This is a genomic window from Stutzerimonas nitrititolerans (assembly GCF_003696285.1).
In the GTDB taxonomy this organism is placed as follows: domain Bacteria; phylum Pseudomonadota; class Gammaproteobacteria; order Pseudomonadales; family Pseudomonadaceae; genus Stutzerimonas; species Stutzerimonas nitrititolerans.
Map to the genome: position 1 here is coordinate 164359 of NZ_RFFL01000009.1, position 15075 is coordinate 179433.

Consider the following 15075-nt stretch of genomic DNA (forward strand, 5'->3'; position numbering starts at 1 on the left):
CTATCTCCATATTGCCTTTAGTGTTGCAGCACGAAGGAACGCTCGCAGTCTGGGGCCGACGCGCAACTCCGTTACCCTGGCATGCCAAGGCGAATCATCTGCGTTGTCATGACATGGGTGAAGCTACCATAAGCATCGTTGTGACGAGCTGCAGTATCGCATCCTTTCGGTATCCCAACCGCTACCGCAGCTTTTGTCGTAGCTTCTGTTGGCCTTTGATCAGCGGATACAGGGTCAACGCGACGCGCGCCAACTGACCGACTCGGCCCAACCGCCGGCCAAACAGGGCCAATATCATGGTGGCGGCAATCACGACAGGGCCTTTGCCGGGCGAATGTTCGGATGATTCGCTCTTGGACGTCATCATGCTTTTGACCTGCCGCAGCGGATGCGCCAGGGGCTGCGAGTGATAGAGCAATTGCTGGCGATGCATCTCCATGCGCAGCCGGATCAGCTCTTTGCGCATGCCCGTTTCATTCGAGGTGCTCAAAGGACGGCTCATGGTAGTAGGCGCTCCCGATTGCGCTCGAGTTCTTCAAGGGTCGCCTTGAATGGTGTGGCACATTCCTTGGCGAGCTTCAGCGCACGGACGATGCAGGCGATCAAGATCACGGCATAGATCGCGCAGAGCACCAGGATCGCCGTGATGCGATGGTCTTCCCAGAAGGCAATGACGATAGCAGCCGACAGGCCGACCAGAATCAGTAACCCCAGGATCAGACTCACCCCCGCGAGAAGAAAAAGTCGGAAGGTCCGAACCTTTTCTTCCTGAACCTCGATGCCGAGCAGTTCCAGATGGCCCTGCAGCAAGCCGACGAACGCACCTCCCAGCTTTTTCAGTGAAGGTTTCGGGGCCTCTTCGCCTGGCTTGGCATCCATTGACTGCTCTCCCATCAGCGACGCGTGATCAGGCCAAGCAGAAAGCCGACGCCGGCGGCGATGCCAATGGACTGCCAGGGGTGGGTATGCACGTATTCTTCGGTGCATTGAATGGCAGCCTGGCCCTGATCGCGCAGCGAGCCTTCCTGGGTCATCAACGCTTCCTTCGCCCTCGCGAGGTTCTCATTGATCTTGCCGCGCAGTTCCTCGGTCTGGCTGCCAGCCGTTTCCTGGGTGTGCTTGAGCAGGCGCTCGGTATCGGCGATCAGGGTGCGAAACTCCTCGATCAGCGCATTCTGCGCCGCCTGGAGGTTGCGGCGGTGGGCGGATTTGTCGATCAGCGGAGTGCTGCTTCCGGTGTTCGCGTCGGGGATAGGCGTGTTGTCGTTGGTGCTGAAGGTGGATTCGGTCGACATCTGCTGCTCCTCATTGAGTCATGGGGACAAAAGGTCCCGCTGCCTCAGGTTTCGAGCATGGCGACGGCACAAGGTTCCGCTTGGCGTGGCGGTGGGATGGTTGGATAGAAGAGTGTGGCAGTTTTGAATGCATACAAGAAAAAGAAAACCCGCCGAAGCGGGTTTTCTTTTAACGGGACCGCAAAGCGGAATTCCGTTTTTTACATCAGCGGGATGGTGTAGCTGACGATCAGACGGTTTTCGTCCATATCGTTGCCAGCACCATTGCTGCGGAAGGTGGCGTTACGCCATTTCAGGTTCAGGTTCTTCAGCGCGCCTTCCTGGAAGGTGTAGCCGATATCGGTGTCACGCTCCCACTCTTTGCCGTCGCCATTAGCTCCGAAGTCTTCGCCGGAGAGATAGCGGGTCATGAAGGTCAGGCCGGGAATACCGATGGATGCGAAGTTGAAATCGTAGCGAGCCTGCCAGGACTTCTCGTCAGCTTGGGCGAAATCACCAATCTGTACGTAGTTCACCAAGAAGGGGTCGATGTTACCGCCCACATAGGCGAAGCCGGTATCACCGGACATCTTCTGGTATCCCAGACCGAAGCTATGGCCGCTGAGCGAGTAGGTGACCATGGCGCCGAAGGCCTTGTTATCGACGTTCGTGTTGCCATCGTCAGTCGAGCGCTGGTAACGCAGATCGGTCTTCAGCGATTGACCTTCGGAGATCGGCAGTACGTGCACAAGATTCAGCGCATGCTGCTTGTAAAACTCTTCGAGGTTGCTGTAGTAGTAGGATGCGCTCAGGTCCTTGGTGACCTTGTAGGTGCCGCCCAAGTAAACGAACTCATCGGATTCGACGTTGGTAATGCCGGTAATGCCTTTACCGGCAGTATTAACGCCCATGTCTTCGTAGTTGGTGGAGTTTCGGTCATTGATCTGATCGATATAACCCAGATCCAGAGTCAGACCATCGATCTCGTTGGAAACCAACTGGGCTCCGCGCATTGCTGCAGGAAGCAGGCGGCTGTCGCTGGTGGCAATCGCAGGGTTTTTCAGTTGCAGAGTGCCGACTTTCAGCACACTTTTGGAGATTTTGGCCTTGGCGGTCAGGCCCAGCTCCGAGTAATCATCCGGTGCGCCGGAAGCGCCAACCGGAAGAAGGCCGGTTCCGGTACGGCGGTCAACACCGCTTCCGCCCGAATCAAGTTTGACACCCAGCAGGCCGAGTGCATCTACACCAAATCCTACCGGACCTTCGGTATAGCCCGACTCTACGCGCAGCAGGAATCCCTGCGCCCATTCGTCTTGCTTGGACTGAAAAGTAGTGGATGTGGCGGAGTTATCCTGACGATAGTCACGATTGAAATAGAAGTTACGCAGTTCCAGGCTGGCCTTTGTATCTTCGAAAAAAGCAGCTTGAGCCATGCTAGGAATGGCCAGTGTTGCTCCCAGAGTGGCCAGGGCCACGCCCCGGGCGATGGGGGTCTTGAGCATTTCTTGTTCTCCTCGTTGGATGATGCTCTGAAGTCGCTCTTTACGGCGCTATGCAATTAACCATCACATAGAACTTTCGACCCTTAGACTTTAGTCGTCTGGGTCATGCCGTCAATGTATTGAGCGCTTTCGTCACACCCACCTTATGCAGGCGTAACTACTAATGCGCGATTGATACTTATCGCCCGACGCTCTCCGTCGTCGTGACCGCCGTATCCTAGCGTTTTGCTGGCATGGAGTCGAATGTGGCGAAAAAACCCTTCGATGAGTGAGCAGGGCTTCACACTTTTCGGTGGCTGGAATCGCTGCCGGATGTTGGCATTCAACACACTCGGCAACTGCTAGAATGGCGACGTTCATGACAAGAGCCATTGATATGTTGCCTGAATGCCAGCTGTTCGGAACTCTGGGTTGCCATCTCTGTGAGCAGGCGGAGGCGGTCGTGATGCCGCTGGTGGAGCATGGACTGCTGGTGGAGTTGATGGATATTGCGGACTATCCCGAGTGGGTCGAGGCGTACGGATTGCGAATTCCGGTGCTGCGGCGTGTCGATACGGGCGCGGAATTAGACTGGCCGTTCGAGCTGGAACAGTTGGTCTGGTTTCTGCGCGACTGATAGCGGCGCCTCAGGCGCCGGATATCGGCAAAGTTCGTTCGAGCGTAGGAGCCAGCTCGCCGCCGATCCGATAGTTGGCATTCGTGCCATACGCAGTGAGGCACGTCTCGAATGCTGATCGCAAGCAAGCTCGCTCCTACAAGGCGCAAAAAAACCGACCATAAGGTCGGTTTTTTGATTCTCGATAATTATCGAGGCGGGATTGGTCGGAGCGACTGGATTCGAACCAGCGACCTTCTCGTCCCGAACGAGACGCGCTACCAAGCTGCGCTACGCTCCGAAGATGGCGCGCATTTTACAGAAAAACTATTGCTCGACAAGAGGTTAGCCCGAGCTTTTTTAAGATTCGCTGAAACGCGCGGCCTGGTAGCGGCTGTCAGAGGTCCTTGACGGTGCGTACCTGGTCCTTGTTGACCTTGCCTGGCTTGCCGTCGAGCGCTTCGAATTCATAGAAGCCGGAATCCTCGTCATATTCGGGGCGGTCCAGGGTCGGTATTTCCCGACCATCGTTGAGTGTGATGACGCTGGGGTTAGAGCAGCCTGCCAGCACCAGGACGCTGGCTGCCAGTAGAAGTGCGGGTATCATTCTGGAGTTCATGACCGTTCCTTTTATCAGTGGTGGCTACCGTTCTGACGACAGCGTAGCGGTCTAAGTTCCGGGGGTTCCCTCAGGTCTGGGCAAGCAGCTCCGGCGTGTTGAGATTGGCCAGGCGCGGGTCGCTGGGGCTCAATTCAAGGCTGTCGGCGCCAAGCCCCAGCAGGACATCCCGATTGCTGCGTGCGCCGTTTTGCCACGCCATCTCGATAAAGGGGGCGATGCTCAACGGGATCATGCAGAACAGCGGTTGCCATTGTTGCCCCTGGCGCAGCATCAGCGGTCTTTCCGGCGCGCGGAAGGCGGCTTCGTGAAGACTGCTCAGCAACGGGTGGTCGATCAGTGGGGCGTCGCAGGGCAGTACCATCAGCCATTGATTGCGGGCGGCGGCGAGCCCGGCGCGGATACCGGCCAGGGGGCCAGGGAAATCCCGCTCCTGGTCGCTCACCAACTGATCGGCGAAGTCGGCGTACTGTTGATGGTTGCGGTTGCAGGAGATGATCAGGTCGTCCGTCAAAGGGCGCGCCACGGCATGCAGCCAACTGACGAGGGGCTGGCCGCGCCAGATGACGAGTCCCTTGTCCTGTCCTCCCATGCGGCTACCGCGGCCGCCGGCCAGGAGCAGTATCGAGCAGGAGGGCAGTCGAGTCTTGATCATGAGCGGGTTCCGTCAAAAAGGGCTGTGATATAACACCCGGCTCGTGTGCTAACAACCGGATGCCTTTTTATGAGCCACCACGCCGAACAGACTTTCGTTCCCCTGAATATCGCTGTGCTGACCGTCAGCGACACCCGTTCGCTTGAAACCGATACCTCGGGGCAGCTGCTCGTGGATCGACTGACGGCTGCTGGGCATCGGCTCGCTGAACGTGTGTTGCTCAAGGATGATCTGTATCGCATTCGGGCGCAGGTTGCTACCTGGATCGCCGAGGAGGTGGTTCAGGTGGTGCTCATCACCGGTGGCACGGGATTCACCGGGCGCGATTCCACGCCTGAGGCCGTGGGCTGCCTGTTGGACAAGCAAGTGGATGGTTTCGGTGAGTTGTTCCGACAGATATCCCTGACGGATATCGGTACTTCGACAGTCCAGTCGCGCGCCCTGGCGGGGTTGGCCAATGCCACGCTCGTTTGCTGCCTGCCCGGTTCCACCGGCGCGTGCCGTACCGCCTGGGATGGCATCCTCGCCGAACAGCTCGATGCTCGCCACGGTCCGTGCAATTTCGTCGCGCATCTGAAGCAGGCCGAACCCTGCGGGACTCGTTCGTGATGGCGGGCGCGACAGGGCTGCTTTCGGTCGAGCAGGCGCTGGAGTTGCTTTTGCAGCAGGCTGATGCAACGGTCATCCGAGAAACTGAATCGGTAGCGCTGGCGGATGCCGAGGGGCGGGTATTGGCGCAGCCGCTGACCGCAGGCATGGACCTGCCACCGTGGCCCAACAGTGCGATGGATGGCTACGCCTTGCGTCACGCCGATCTGGGCGAGGCGCCTATGCGCGTCTCACAGAAAATCTATGCAGGGTTGCAGCCAGAGCCGCTCGAGCCGGGGACCTGTGCACGAATTTTCACCGGCGCGCCGATGCCAGAAGGGGCCGACAGCGTCGAGATGCAGGAGAATACCGAGGTCCTGGCCGGCGGCCGGGTGGTCTTTCGGCAGCCGATTCGTGAAGGCCAGCATGTGCGACCGCAAGGCGGCGAGGCACGCCAGGGCGAAACGATGCTGCATGCCGGGGCTCGGCTTGGGCCGGTCGAATTGGGGCTTGCAGCCTCGCTGGGCGCTGCGACGCTGAAAGTGACACGCAGGCCGCGCGTGGCGTTGCTTTCCACCGGCAACGAGCTGGTCGAGCCGGGGCAGCCGCTGGCGCCGGGGCAGATCTACAACAGCAATCGCAGCCTGCTCCAGCACTGGCTCAAGCGGCTGGGCTGCGAGGTGCTGGATGTCGGTATCCTGCTGGATGAGCCCGAGCACATCCGCAACTGCCTGCAATCGCTGGGCGAGGTGGATCTGATTCTCTCCACTGGCGGCGTATCGGTGGGCGAGGCCGATTTCCTCGGCCAGGTGCTGCGTGAAGAAGGCGAGTTGACGTTCTGGAAACTCGCCATCAAGCCGGGCAAGCCCTTGACCTGCGGCCGCTATCGCGGTGTGGCGGTGATCGGCCTGCCGGGTAATCCCGCGTCGACCCTGGTGACCTTCGGCATGCTCGCGCGGCCTTATCTGCTGCGCCGAATGGGCGCTGTCGAAGTCGCTCCGCTCGGCTTCCCGGTACCGGCCGGCTTCGCCTGGCCCAAGCCCGGAACGCGACGCGAGTACCTGCGGGCACGGATCGAGCAGGGCCGGGTGACGCTGCACGCCAATCAGAGTTCAGCGGTGCTGCGTAGCGCCGCATGGGCGCAGGGGCTGGCGGAGGTTCGTGAAGGCAGCCAACTGAGCGAAGGTGATCTGGTGACCTTCTATCCTTTCTCCGAACTGTTCGACTAACGGCGCACTCGCTCAGAAATATCGAGTTAGAGCCTGTGCAATGCACAGTGATGCGCAGCACAGGCTTGCTCGTCATACGGCTGAGCCTCAGCGCGCGGTGGCGCGACAAACAAATCGCAAAACTCATTGTCTACTTTTTCCGTCCGCCGCCCCCGGCGGATCGGATGCAGGCCCTAGTCTAGACAAGGAGAACTGTGATGCAGGAGAGAAACGCCTGGGTCGATTACGCCAAAGCCATCGGAATCATCCTCGTCGTCTACGGGCATGTGGCGCGCGGGGTGTTCAATGCGGGCCTGCCAATGGACGAAGAGCTTTACGTTCTGGTGGACAGCATCATCTATAGCTTCCACATGCCGTTGTTCTTCTTTCTGTCGGGTCTGTTCTTCTATGACTCGTTGGTCAAGCGCGGCACGGGCGGGCTGATCATCAATAAAGTGGACACCATCGTTTATCCCTTCATTGTCTGGTCGCTGTTGCAGGGATTCCTCGAGGTAATCCTGTCGAACTACACCAATGGCAACGTGACGGTTGCCGAAGTGCTTTCGCTGTTGTGGTCACCACGCGCGCAGTTCTGGTTTCTTTATGCGCTGTTCCTGGTGTTCGTGGTATGCGCGTTCGTCTACGCCAAGGCTGATCGCCGTTACTTCCTGCCGTTGCTTCTTGCGTTCGCAGTGCTCTATCTGTTCAAGCAGGATATTTCGGTGAACGCCATGAGCCGTTTCATCGTAAGCAACGCGGTGTTCTTCGCGCTGGGCATCTGGTTCAACGAGATCAAGGCGTTCTTCCTGGCGCGCAATGCCTCGTTAACGCTGCTTTTGGGCGTGCTTTTCCTGGTTGGCCAATACCTGTTCCATTTCACCTTCGGTCTCAACTGGACGGTTGGCGGTCTGCCGGCACTGGCGCTGGCAACGGTTTCGATTTTCTTCACGATCGCCCTGTCGATGTGGCTGGGGCGCTGGAGCATGAACTGGCTGTTGTTCATCGGTGCCTCGTCGATGACGATCTACCTCATGCACATCCTCGCCGGCAGCGGGGTGCGGGTCATCCTGAGCAGCTTCATGGGCATCGATTCCATTCCGGTCCATCTGGTGGCGGGCACATTGATCGGGCTCGGGGCACCTTTGGTGGCTCAGGTAATCATCCAGCGCTACAACCTGTACTTCCTGCTGACGCCGCCGAAACTGGTATCCGCCAGCCGTTTCCGCGTGCGTAGAGCCGCGGCGCAGTGAGTTGAGCCTGTCGCTGAGCAGCTGTGCCCGTCGCAGTTGCTCAGCGAGAGCCCTCGTCGAGATCTTCCCGGCGCCTGTTGTGGGAACGCCGCTTCCTCTTGTGACTTCTGCGGCGGTCGGGCGGGGCGGATCGAAGGGGTTTCCGAATCAGCTGCGTTGCACCCAGGCCGGTGAGCACGCCAACGATATTCACCGTCATGTCGCCCAGCGAAGCGGTCCGGGCAGGTGATAGCGCCTGCAGCAGCTCGATCGAGGTGGCTCCGATCAGAATGCATATGAGCAGCAGGCCCAGTTTGACGCGGGGAAAGGCCAGGTGTGCCGTGAAGGTCAGCGTGGCGAAGCCGATCCAGTGATACAGCTTGTCGGCGCCCTGGTAGAGCTGATTGTTCGGTGAGGTTTTCAACGCCATCACCAGCAGAACCAGCAAGGCCAGCCAGAACGGCGCCATCCTTAAAAAACTTCGATACTTCAATGATCTGCTCACTTATTACGACGGAAAATACTGAAGTCGTGGCCGGCGTCCTCAGGCGCTGGCCAGAACTTGATTCCGCTTCACGCACCGAGAAGATGCGGAAACCTGCGGGCAAGGCGTTCAGCTATGGCGAGTCATTTGCCCGAAATCAGCGAACCCCAACCAAGTGTTTTTAGCCGCAGTTGATGCGTTGGATGACCAGCTCCCCATTGGTGGAAAGGTTCAGTCGCTGGGCATTGTATTCCAGCGTCACGACATCCTGCGGCCGGAGCACGCGGGCCGTCTGCGCACCTGATTGCTCTCGGGCCTGTTCCAGCAGCGCCGGGCTGGCTGTCTTGCCGACAAAATTCTGGACGGCTTCTGCGTTGCAACTGCCCGGCCGGGCCGAAGGCGCCTGTGTTTGCGGCTGCGATTGTTGGCATCCCAGAAGTGCAAGGCTGGCAAGCAGCAGGGTGGTGGTAGCAGATACGACGTGCATGAAATTCTCCTGTATGGCGAGCTGCGCTCTGGCTTCGTTCTGGTTGATGAGGCTCACAGGGTGCATGCTGGAGCGGCGGAAGGGAACCAGTTTGATGTCGATATCGTCTTAATCGCGGTAGTCCTTCGCATTGCGCCAAGGCCGACAATAAAAATGGAGTTCGCCATGTTCAACTCATCCTTGATGAAACGAGTAGCCAGCATCCTGGCCGTCATGCATTTCCTGTTGTTCGCTCAGATCCCTCTGGCCCAGGCGGCGATGATCGGTACGCCCGAGGTGATTGCGGAGCAACAGCAGCAGGTCGACCGTCAGCAACTGCTGACGATGCTGGATGACCAGAAAGTGCAGGACAAGCTTGTATCCATGGGCGTGGATCGCGATCAGGTCGAGCAGCGCATCAATAGCCTGACGCCGGCCGAGCTGGCGCAATTCAACCAGCAACTGGATCAGGCACCTGCCGGTGCAGGCGTGGTCGGCATCATCGTCTTGTTCCTGGTGATCTTCATCATCACGGACATGCTCTGCGCGACCAACATCTTCAACTTCATCAACTGCATCAACCGTTGAACCCGCGGTTTCTGATACTGCTGTTGTTCGGCCTGCTTGGGGCCTGTGCACGTACGCCGGTCATACCGGTAGATAACGGTGCGCAGCTGCCCGAGCGGGTAGAACTCACGGAGGTTCCTTTCTTTCCCCAGCAGGATTACCAGTGTGGCCCGGCTGCACTGGCGACTATGCTGAACCAGCGCGGCATCGATACCGCCCCCGAGCAACTGGTGGAGCGTGTCTATCTTCCCGAGCGTAAAGGCAGTCTGCAGGTAGAGATGGTGGCCGCGGCCCGCGCGCATGGTTTGCTCGTCTATCCACTGCAGCCGAAGTTGGAAACGCTGCTGACGGAAGTGGCGGCGGGCAATCCGGTGCTGGTGCTGCAGAACCTGGCGTTCGATCGCTGGCCGCAATGGCATTTCGCTGTGGTGGTCGGTTACGACCTCGCCGAGCAGCAGATCATTCTTCGTTCCGGCACTACCAAGCGCTGGGTGGGCAGCTTTCGTCAGTTCGAGCGTAGCTGGGTGAAAGGTAATCGCTGGGCGGTACTGACCCTCGAGCCCGATCATCTGCCTGCTTCCGCGCAGGAAACCGTCTGGCTGGCGGCGGCGAGCGACCTGGAGCAGACCGGCCGGGTGGGTGCCGCGCAACGAGCATACCAGGCGGCCGGTGAGCACTGGCAAAGCGGATTGCCCTGGTTCGCCCTGGCCAACAATCGCTACAACGACGGTGAGCGGTTCGCAGCGGAGCAGGCATTGCGCACCAGCCTGGAAAGGGATGCGCGCTTTGCACCGGGTTGGTTCAATCTTTCCCAGGTACTGGCGGAGCGGGGGTGCGCGGCAGCCGCTGCGGATGCGCGTGCCTGTGCTGCTCGGCTGGCACCGAGCGATGAGCGTTTCGCAGCAGCAATTCCCGAAGCGAGCCAGGCCGATGGAAGTTGCCAGGCACCACCGCGTTGCCCGGCACAGTGAGCTCGAATCAGAATCCCAGCCTGTCTCGCAGCGAGTAGTACATCGCACCCAGCGCGCTGAGCGGAACGCGCAGAGTCTGGCCGCCGGGGAACGGATAGTGCGGCAGGCTGGCAAAGGCATCGAAGCGCTCGGCCTGTCCGCGCAGTGCTTCGGCGAGCACCTTTCCCGCCACATGGGTGTAGGTTACGCCATGGCCGCTGCAGCCTTGGGAATAGTAGATGTTGTCGCCGATGCGTCCGACTTGCGGCAGGCGTGACAGCGTCATCAGGAAATTGCCGGTCCAGGCATAGTCGATTTTCACATCCTTCAGTTGCGGGAAGGTCTTGAGCATTTTCGGCCGGATGATGGCTTCGATATCGGCTGGATCACGTGCACCATAGACGACGCCACCGCCATAGATGAGGCGCTTGTCCGCCGAGAGCCGGTAGTAGTCGAGCAGGTAGTTGCAATCTTCCACGCAGTAATCCTGCGGCAGCAACTGGCTGGCCAGTTCCTCTCCGAGCGGCTCGGTGGTAATCACCTGGGTGCCGCATGGCATCGATTTGGCGGCGAGCTCGGGAACCAGGTTCCCGAGATAGGCGTTGCCTGCGACCACGACGTACTGGGCGGTCACGCTGCCGCTGGCGGTGTGGACGACTGGATTCGCACCGCGCTCGATGCGGGTCGCGGGACTCTGCTCATGGATCACGCCGCCCAGCGACTCCACCGCCGCGGCTTCGCCGAGGGCGAGGTTGAGTGGATGGATATGGCCGCCAGTCCGGTCGAGCATGCCGCCGATGTAGCGATCGCATGCCACCACTTGGCGTATGCCTTGTTCGTCGAGCAACTCCAGCTCATGGTGGCCGTAGCGTGCCCACAGCGCCTTTTGCGACTCCAGGTGTTGCATCTGCTTGGCGTTGAAGGCAGCGAAGACGCCGCCGTCCTTCAGGTCGCAATCGATGCGGTAGCGGGCCACGCGCTCGCGAATGACCCGGCCGCCTTCGAACGCCATGGCGCCGATGAGACGGGCCTGCTCGACGCCGACGCTGCGCTCGATGGTGTCCAGGTCGCGGCTGTAGCTGTTGACGATCTGGCCGCCGTTACGCCCAGAGGCGCCGAAGCCCACTCTGGCCGCTTCCAGTACTACGACACTGAAGCCGTGCTCGAGCAGGAACAGAGCGGTGGACAGGCCGGTGTAGCCGGCGCCGATCACGCAGACATCCGCCTGTTTCGCCTCTTCGAGCGCCGGGCGCGCGGGGGCGGGGTTTGCCGTGGCTGCGTAATAGGAAGAAGGATAGGGTGTGTTCGGCATTTCGAGAGCACCGTTGTTAATATTTGACGTCGATGCTACCCGTCTGCGAATGGGCTCGCCAGGCGCACACGATGCTGCTTTTTCAAAAATTACGAATATCAGTGAGTTAGCGAAAAAAAGCTTGACTCCTCTCGGCGCATCTTTAGAATGCGCGTCCATCGGAGGCACATAGCTCAGTTGGTTAGAGCACCACCTTGACATGGTGGGGGTCGTTGGTTCGAATCCAATTGTGCCTACCAATTCCGAAAAAAAAGGGTCGCGCTAGCGGCCCTTTTTTATTGCTCGACTTGTTGAGGGGCGGGCAGTTAAATAGTCGGTTTCGTTCATTCTCCAGTGACTTCGGTTCGTGTCGGTCGGCCTTCGGGCTACTGCCATCGTGCGGCAGAGCAGACCCGCGGATCGCTTTCCTGGCTCATCCCAACCCACGTGGCCTTTGGTAGGGGTCACCACTAGGAGAGGAGGCGCCATGCCCATCATCACTCTTCCTGACGGCAGTCAGCGTTCGTTCGATCACCCCGTTTCCGTTGCCGAGGTCGCGCAATCCATTGGCGCCGGGCTGGCCAAGGCGACCCTGGCCGGCAAGGTCGACGGCAGGCTCGTCGATGCCTGTGACCTGATCGAGCAGGATGCGTCGTTGCAGATCATCACGCCGAAGGACGAGGAGGGGCTGGAAATCATTCGCCACTCCTGCGCGCACCTGGTGGGGCATGCGGTCAAGCAGCTCTATCCGACCGCCAAGATGGTCATCGGCCCGGTTATCGCCGAAGGCTTCTATTACGACATTGCCTACGAACGTCCTTTCACGCCGGAAGACATGGCTGCCATCGAGCAGCGGATGAAAGAGCTGATCGACCGGGACTACGACGTCATCAAGAAAGTGACACCGCGCGCCGAAGTGATCGAGGTGTTCCAGTCCCGTGGCGAGGAGTACAAGCTGCGGCTGGTCGAAGACATGCCCGACGAGCAGGCCATGGGGCTGTACTACCACGAAGAGTACGTCGATATGTGTCGCGGGCCGCACGTGCCTAATACACGCTTCCTCAAGTCCTTCAAGCTGACCAAGTTGTCCGGTGCCTACTGGCGTGGCGATGCCAAGAACGAACAGCTGCAGCGTGTCTACGGCACGGCCTGGGCCGATAAGAAGCAGTTGGCTGCTTACATTCAGCGCATCGAAGAGGCCGAGAAGCGGGATCATCGCAAGATCGGCAAGCGCCTGGATCTGTTCCATACCCAGGAAGAAGCGCCGGGCATGGTCTTCTGGCATCCGAATGGCTGGACGCTCTATCAGGTGCTCGAGCAGTACATGCGTCAGGTGCAGCGCGAGAACGGCTATCTGGAGATCCGCACGCCGCAGGTGGTCGATCGGGTGCTCTGGGAGAAGTCCGGGCACTGGGCCAACTACGCCGAGAACATGTTCACCACCGAATCGGAAAGCCGCGACTACGCGATCAAGCCGATGAACTGTCCGTGCCACGTCCAGGTGTACAACCAGGGGCTGAAGAGCTACCGCGAGCTGCCGCTGCGTCTGGCCGAGTTCGGGGCCTGTCACCGCAACGAGCCTTCCGGTGCCCTGCACGGCATCATGCGTGTGCGTGGCTTCACCCAGGACGACGCGCACATCTTCTGTACCGAAGAGCAGATGCAGTCCGAATCCGCTGCGTTCATCAAGCTGACCCAGGCGGTCTATGCCGATTTCGGTTTCCAGGATATCGAGCTGAAGCTTTCCACTCGGCCGGAAAAACGCGTCGGTTCCGATGAGCTCTGGGATCGCGCCGAAGCGGCGCTGGCCGCAGCGCTCGACAGCGCTGGCCTACCATACGATCTGCAGCCGGGCGAGGGCGCTTTCTATGGTCCGAAGATCGAGTTTTCGCTGAAGGATTGCCTGGGGCGTGTCTGGCAGTGCGGTACGCTGCAGCTCGATTTCAACCTGCCGATCCGTCTTGGTGCCGAATACGTCAGCGAAAACAACGATCGCCAGCATCCGGTCATGCTGCATCGGGCGATTCTCGGCTCCTTCGAGCGCTTCATCGGCATTCTGATCGAGCACTACGAAGGCGCGTTCCCGGCATGGCTGGCACCGACTCAGGCGGTGATCATGAATATCACCGACAAGCAGGCCGAATTCGCTGCCGAAGTGGAGAAAACGCTGAATCAAAGCGGCTTCCGTGCCAAGTGCGACTTGAGAAACGAGAAGATCGGCTTTAAAATCCGCGAGCATACCTTGCTCAAGGTTCCCTATCTTCTGGTTATCGGAGATCGGGAGGTCGAGACACGATCCGTTGCAGTGCGCACCCGCGAAGGCGTCGATATGGGCTCCATGCCCCTCGATCAGTTCGCGCAGCAGTTGGCGCTGGCGGTTTCCCGGCGTGGTCGCCAAGAATTGGAGTAATCACTATTAAGCGTGAAATGAGACAGGATAAACGAACTGCACCCAAGGCCCCGATCAACGAGAATATCTCGGCACGCGAGGTTCGATTAATTGGGGCAGAAGGCGAGCAGATTGGCATCGTCTCTATTGATGAAGCGCTGCGTGTGGCCGAAGAAGCCAAGCTGGATCTGGTGGAGATTTCTGCCGACGCTAATCCGCCTGTATGCCGGATCATGGATTACGGCAAGCACCTGTTCGAAAAGAAGAAGCAGGTCGCAGCAGCGAAGAAGAACCAGAAACAGATTCAGGTCAAAGAAGTCAAGTTTCGTCCAGGGACGGAAGAAGGGGACTACCAGGTCAAGCTACGCAACCTGGTGCGTTTCCTGAGTGAAGGGGACAGGGCCAAGGTTTCCTTGAGATTCCGCGGTCGTGAGATGGCGCATCAGGAGCTGGGGATGGAACTGTTGAAGCGGGTCGAAGCCGACCTCGCCGAATACGGTTCGGTCGAACAGCATCCGAAGATGGAAGGACGCCAGCTGATCATGGTCATCGCTCCCAAGAAGAAAAAGTAACCACCAGGGCACTGGCAGGCCTTGCGGTTATTTGTAATCACCCACAATGTGGAGTACCGAACATGCCAAAGATGAAGACTAAAAGTGGTGCTGCGAAGCGCTTCAAGAAGACTGCTAACGGTTTCAAGCACAAGCACGCTTTCAAGAGCCACATCCTGACCAAAATGTCTACCAAGCGTAAGCGTCAACTGCGCGGTACATCCCTGATGCACCCGTCTGACAACGCAAAAGTAGAGCGCATGCTGCGCGTACGTTAATCGGTCAAGAACAGAGGAATAACTCATGGCTCGTGTTAAGCGTGGCGTCGTAGCTCGTCGCCGTCACAAGAAAATTCTGAAACTCGCCAAAGGCTATTACGGCGCTCGTTCGCGCGTGTTCCGTGTTGCCAAGCAGGCGGTAATCAAGGCTGGCCAGTACGCCTACCGCGACCGCCGTCAGCGCAAGCGTCAGTTCCGCGCTCTGTGGATCGCCCGTATCAACGCTGGTGCTCGTCAGAACGGTCTGTCCTACAGCCGTCTGATTGCCGGCCTGAAAAAGTCGTCCATCGAGATCGATCGCAAGGTTCTGGCCGATCTGGCAGTGAACGAAAAAGCGGCGTTTGCTGCGATTGTCGAACAAGCTAAGGCTTCTCTGGCTTAAGCCCCTCGACAATCACGGATCCTCGGATTCGTAGCTGCGTCACCGAT

At 59.2% G+C, this 15075-nt stretch carries 19 protein-coding genes and 2 tRNA genes; 11 read left to right on the forward strand and 10 right to left on the reverse strand.

Annotated elements, in window-relative coordinates:
• Window positions 1-181 precede the first annotated feature (181 nt).
• From EA795_RS13110 to EA795_RS13125, 4 genes are all read right to left on the reverse strand, one after another.
• The gene (locus EA795_RS13110) at window positions 182-502 is read right to left on the reverse strand and encodes a hypothetical protein (protein ID WP_043942576.1); all 321 of its coding nucleotides are present in this window, start codon (window positions 500-502) and stop codon (window positions 182-184) included.
• A complete protein-coding gene (locus EA795_RS13115; RefSeq protein ID WP_014852575.1) occupies window positions 499-879 on the reverse strand; it encodes a phage holin family protein in 381 nt (126 codons plus the stop codon). Before EA795_RS13115 ends, EA795_RS13110 begins: the two co-directional genes overlap by 4 nt.
• Window positions 880-893: 14 nt before the next feature.
• A complete protein-coding gene (locus tag EA795_RS13120; protein ID WP_014852576.1) occupies window positions 894-1295 on the reverse strand; it encodes an ElaB/YgaM/YqjD family protein in 402 nt (133 codons plus the stop codon).
• 200 nt (window positions 1296-1495) lie between these two features.
• Complete coding sequence (locus EA795_RS13125; RefSeq protein WP_058077619.1) at window positions 1496-2776, reverse strand: OprD family porin; 1281 nt, start codon at window positions 2774-2776, stop codon at window positions 1496-1498.
• Between the two features lie 376 nt (window positions 2777-3152).
• Between EA795_RS13125 and EA795_RS13130 the strand changes: the two genes are divergently transcribed.
• Window positions 3153-3392 (forward strand): glutaredoxin family protein, encoded by a 240-nt coding sequence (locus tag EA795_RS13130; RefSeq protein ID WP_014852578.1) that lies wholly within the window; start codon window positions 3153-3155, stop codon window positions 3390-3392.
• A 203-nt stretch (window positions 3393-3595) separates the two neighbouring features.
• Here EA795_RS13130 and EA795_RS13135 read toward each other — a convergent pair.
• The 3 genes from EA795_RS13135 to mobA all read right to left on the reverse strand — a co-directional run bounded on the left by EA795_RS13135 (window position 3596) and on the right by mobA (window position 4645).
• A tRNA-Pro gene (locus EA795_RS13135) sits at window positions 3596-3672 on the reverse strand.
• A gap of 96 nt (window positions 3673-3768) precedes the next feature.
• Window positions 3769-3990 carry a YgdI/YgdR family lipoprotein gene (locus EA795_RS13140; protein ID WP_122077755.1) on the reverse strand — a complete coding sequence of 74 codons (222 nt, stop codon included), beginning with the start codon at window positions 3988-3990 and terminating at the stop codon, window positions 3769-3771.
• A 70-nt stretch (window positions 3991-4060) separates the two neighbouring features.
• The gene (mobA, locus tag EA795_RS13145) at window positions 4061-4645 is read right to left on the reverse strand and encodes a molybdenum cofactor guanylyltransferase MobA (protein WP_014852580.1); all 585 of its coding nucleotides are present in this window, start codon (window positions 4643-4645) and stop codon (window positions 4061-4063) included.
• A gap of 69 nt (window positions 4646-4714) precedes the next feature.
• Between mobA and moaB the strand changes: the two genes are divergently transcribed.
• The 3 genes from moaB to EA795_RS13160 all read left to right on the forward strand — a co-directional run bounded on the left by moaB (window position 4715) and on the right by EA795_RS13160 (window position 7691).
• A complete protein-coding gene (gene moaB / locus EA795_RS13150) occupies window positions 4715-5254 on the forward strand; it encodes a molybdenum cofactor biosynthesis protein B (protein WP_014852581.1) in 540 nt (179 codons plus the stop codon).
• Window positions 5254-6462 carry a molybdopterin molybdotransferase MoeA gene (locus tag EA795_RS13155; protein WP_122077757.1) on the forward strand — a complete coding sequence of 403 codons (1209 nt, stop codon included), beginning with the start codon at window positions 5254-5256 and terminating at the stop codon, window positions 6460-6462. Before moaB ends, EA795_RS13155 begins: the two co-directional genes overlap by 1 nt.
• Window positions 6463-6659: 197 nt before the next feature.
• On the forward strand, window positions 6660-7691 hold the full coding sequence (locus EA795_RS13160; protein WP_065983923.1) for an acyltransferase family protein: 1032 nt from the start codon (window positions 6660-6662) through the stop codon (window positions 7689-7691).
• Window positions 7692-7731: 40 nt separating this feature from the next.
• On the opposite strand, the gene EA795_RS13165 is transcribed toward EA795_RS13160, so the two are convergent.
• Both EA795_RS13165 and EA795_RS13170 read right to left on the reverse strand, forming a co-directional pair.
• Window positions 7732-8118 (reverse strand): VanZ family protein, encoded by a 387-nt coding sequence (locus tag EA795_RS13165; protein ID WP_147456301.1) that lies wholly within the window; start codon window positions 8116-8118, stop codon window positions 7732-7734.
• Between the two features lie 217 nt (window positions 8119-8335).
• Window positions 8336-8641: an I78 family peptidase inhibitor gene (locus EA795_RS13170; RefSeq protein ID WP_240645016.1), complete on the reverse strand. Its 306-nt coding sequence runs from the start codon at window positions 8639-8641 to the stop codon at window positions 8336-8338.
• 165 nt (window positions 8642-8806) lie between these two features.
• Here EA795_RS13170 and EA795_RS13175 point away from each other — a divergent pair, with 165 nt between their 5' ends.
• Both EA795_RS13175 and EA795_RS13180 read left to right on the forward strand, forming a co-directional pair.
• Window positions 8807-9208, forward strand: coding sequence for a PA2779 family protein (locus EA795_RS13175; protein ID WP_058075988.1), 402 nt, complete (start codon window positions 8807-8809; stop codon window positions 9206-9208).
• Window positions 9205-10158: a PA2778 family cysteine peptidase gene (locus EA795_RS13180; RefSeq protein ID WP_122077761.1), complete on the forward strand. Its 954-nt coding sequence runs from the start codon at window positions 9205-9207 to the stop codon at window positions 10156-10158. Before EA795_RS13175 ends, EA795_RS13180 begins: the two co-directional genes overlap by 4 nt.
• Window positions 10159-10165: 7 nt before the next feature.
• Here the strand turns inward: EA795_RS13180 and EA795_RS13185 are convergent, their stop codons facing one another.
• Window positions 10166-11449: an NAD(P)/FAD-dependent oxidoreductase gene (locus tag EA795_RS13185; RefSeq protein WP_158601307.1), complete on the reverse strand. Its 1284-nt coding sequence runs from the start codon at window positions 11447-11449 to the stop codon at window positions 10166-10168.
• Between the two features lie 162 nt (window positions 11450-11611).
• Here EA795_RS13185 and EA795_RS13190 point away from each other — a divergent pair.
• The 5 genes from EA795_RS13190 (at window position 11612) to rplT (ending at window position 15028) form a co-directional block, all read left to right on the forward strand.
• Window positions 11612-11688, forward strand: a tRNA-Val gene (locus EA795_RS13190).
• Between the two features lie 227 nt (window positions 11689-11915).
• On the forward strand, window positions 11916-13838 hold the full coding sequence (gene thrS / locus EA795_RS13195; protein ID WP_014852589.1) for a threonine--tRNA ligase: 1923 nt from the start codon (window positions 11916-11918) through the stop codon (window positions 13836-13838).
• Entirely contained in the window at window positions 13838-14389 is a 552-nt protein-coding gene (gene infC, locus EA795_RS13200; RefSeq protein WP_177330807.1) for a translation initiation factor IF-3, read from the forward strand. The genes thrS and infC overlap by 1 nt, the downstream gene beginning before the upstream one ends.
• A 62-nt stretch (window positions 14390-14451) precedes the next feature.
• The gene (gene rpmI / locus EA795_RS13205) at window positions 14452-14646 is read left to right on the forward strand and encodes a 50S ribosomal protein L35 (protein ID WP_014852591.1); all 195 of its coding nucleotides are present in this window, start codon (window positions 14452-14454) and stop codon (window positions 14644-14646) included.
• A gap of 25 nt (window positions 14647-14671) precedes the next feature.
• Window positions 14672-15028 carry a 50S ribosomal protein L20 gene (gene rplT, locus EA795_RS13210; RefSeq protein WP_014852592.1) on the forward strand — a complete coding sequence of 119 codons (357 nt, stop codon included), beginning with the start codon at window positions 14672-14674 and terminating at the stop codon, window positions 15026-15028.
• Window positions 15029-15075: the final 47 nt, after the last annotated feature.

Bases quoted from the DNA above. Each gene is read 5' to 3' on its own strand.
- EA795_RS13140 (WP_122077755.1), bottom strand. From the start codon at position 3,990: ATGAACTCCAGAATGATACCCGCACTTCTACTGGCAGCCAGCGTCCTG.
- mobA (WP_014852580.1), bottom strand. From the start codon at position 4,645: ATGATCAAGACTCGACTGCCCTCCTGCTCGATACTGCTCCTGGCCGGC.
- EA795_RS13125 (WP_058077619.1), bottom strand. From the start codon at position 2,776: ATGCTCAAGACCCCCATCGCCCGGGGCGTGGCCCTGGCCACTCTGGGA.
- EA795_RS13155 (WP_122077757.1), top strand. From the start codon at position 5,254: ATGGCGGGCGCGACAGGGCTGCTTTCGGTCGAGCAGGCGCTGGAGTTG.
- moaB (WP_014852581.1), top strand. From the start codon at position 4,715: ATGAGCCACCACGCCGAACAGACTTTCGTTCCCCTGAATATCGCTGTG.
- EA795_RS13160 (WP_065983923.1), top strand. From the start codon at position 6,660: ATGCAGGAGAGAAACGCCTGGGTCGATTACGCCAAAGCCATCGGAATC.
- EA795_RS13175 (WP_058075988.1), top strand. From the start codon at position 8,807: ATGTTCAACTCATCCTTGATGAAACGAGTAGCCAGCATCCTGGCCGTC.
- rpmI (WP_014852591.1), top strand. From the start codon at position 14,452: ATGCCAAAGATGAAGACTAAAAGTGGTGCTGCGAAGCGCTTCAAGAAG.
- thrS (WP_014852589.1), top strand. From the start codon at position 11,916: ATGCCCATCATCACTCTTCCTGACGGCAGTCAGCGTTCGTTCGATCAC.
- EA795_RS13115 (WP_014852575.1), bottom strand. From the start codon at position 879: ATGGATGCCAAGCCAGGCGAAGAGGCCCCGAAACCTTCACTGAAAAAG.
- rplT (WP_014852592.1), top strand. From the start codon at position 14,672: ATGGCTCGTGTTAAGCGTGGCGTCGTAGCTCGTCGCCGTCACAAGAAA.
- EA795_RS13120 (WP_014852576.1), bottom strand. From the start codon at position 1,295: ATGTCGACCGAATCCACCTTCAGCACCAACGACAACACGCCTATCCCC.
- EA795_RS13130 (WP_014852578.1), top strand. From the start codon at position 3,153: ATGTTGCCTGAATGCCAGCTGTTCGGAACTCTGGGTTGCCATCTCTGT.
- EA795_RS13185 (WP_158601307.1), bottom strand. From the start codon at position 11,449: ATGCCGAACACACCCTATCCTTCTTCCTATTACGCAGCCACGGCAAAC.
- EA795_RS13170 (WP_240645016.1), bottom strand. From the start codon at position 8,641: ATGCACGTCGTATCTGCTACCACCACCCTGCTGCTTGCCAGCCTTGCA.
- EA795_RS13110 (WP_043942576.1), bottom strand. From the start codon at position 502: ATGAGCCGTCCTTTGAGCACCTCGAATGAAACGGGCATGCGCAAAGAG.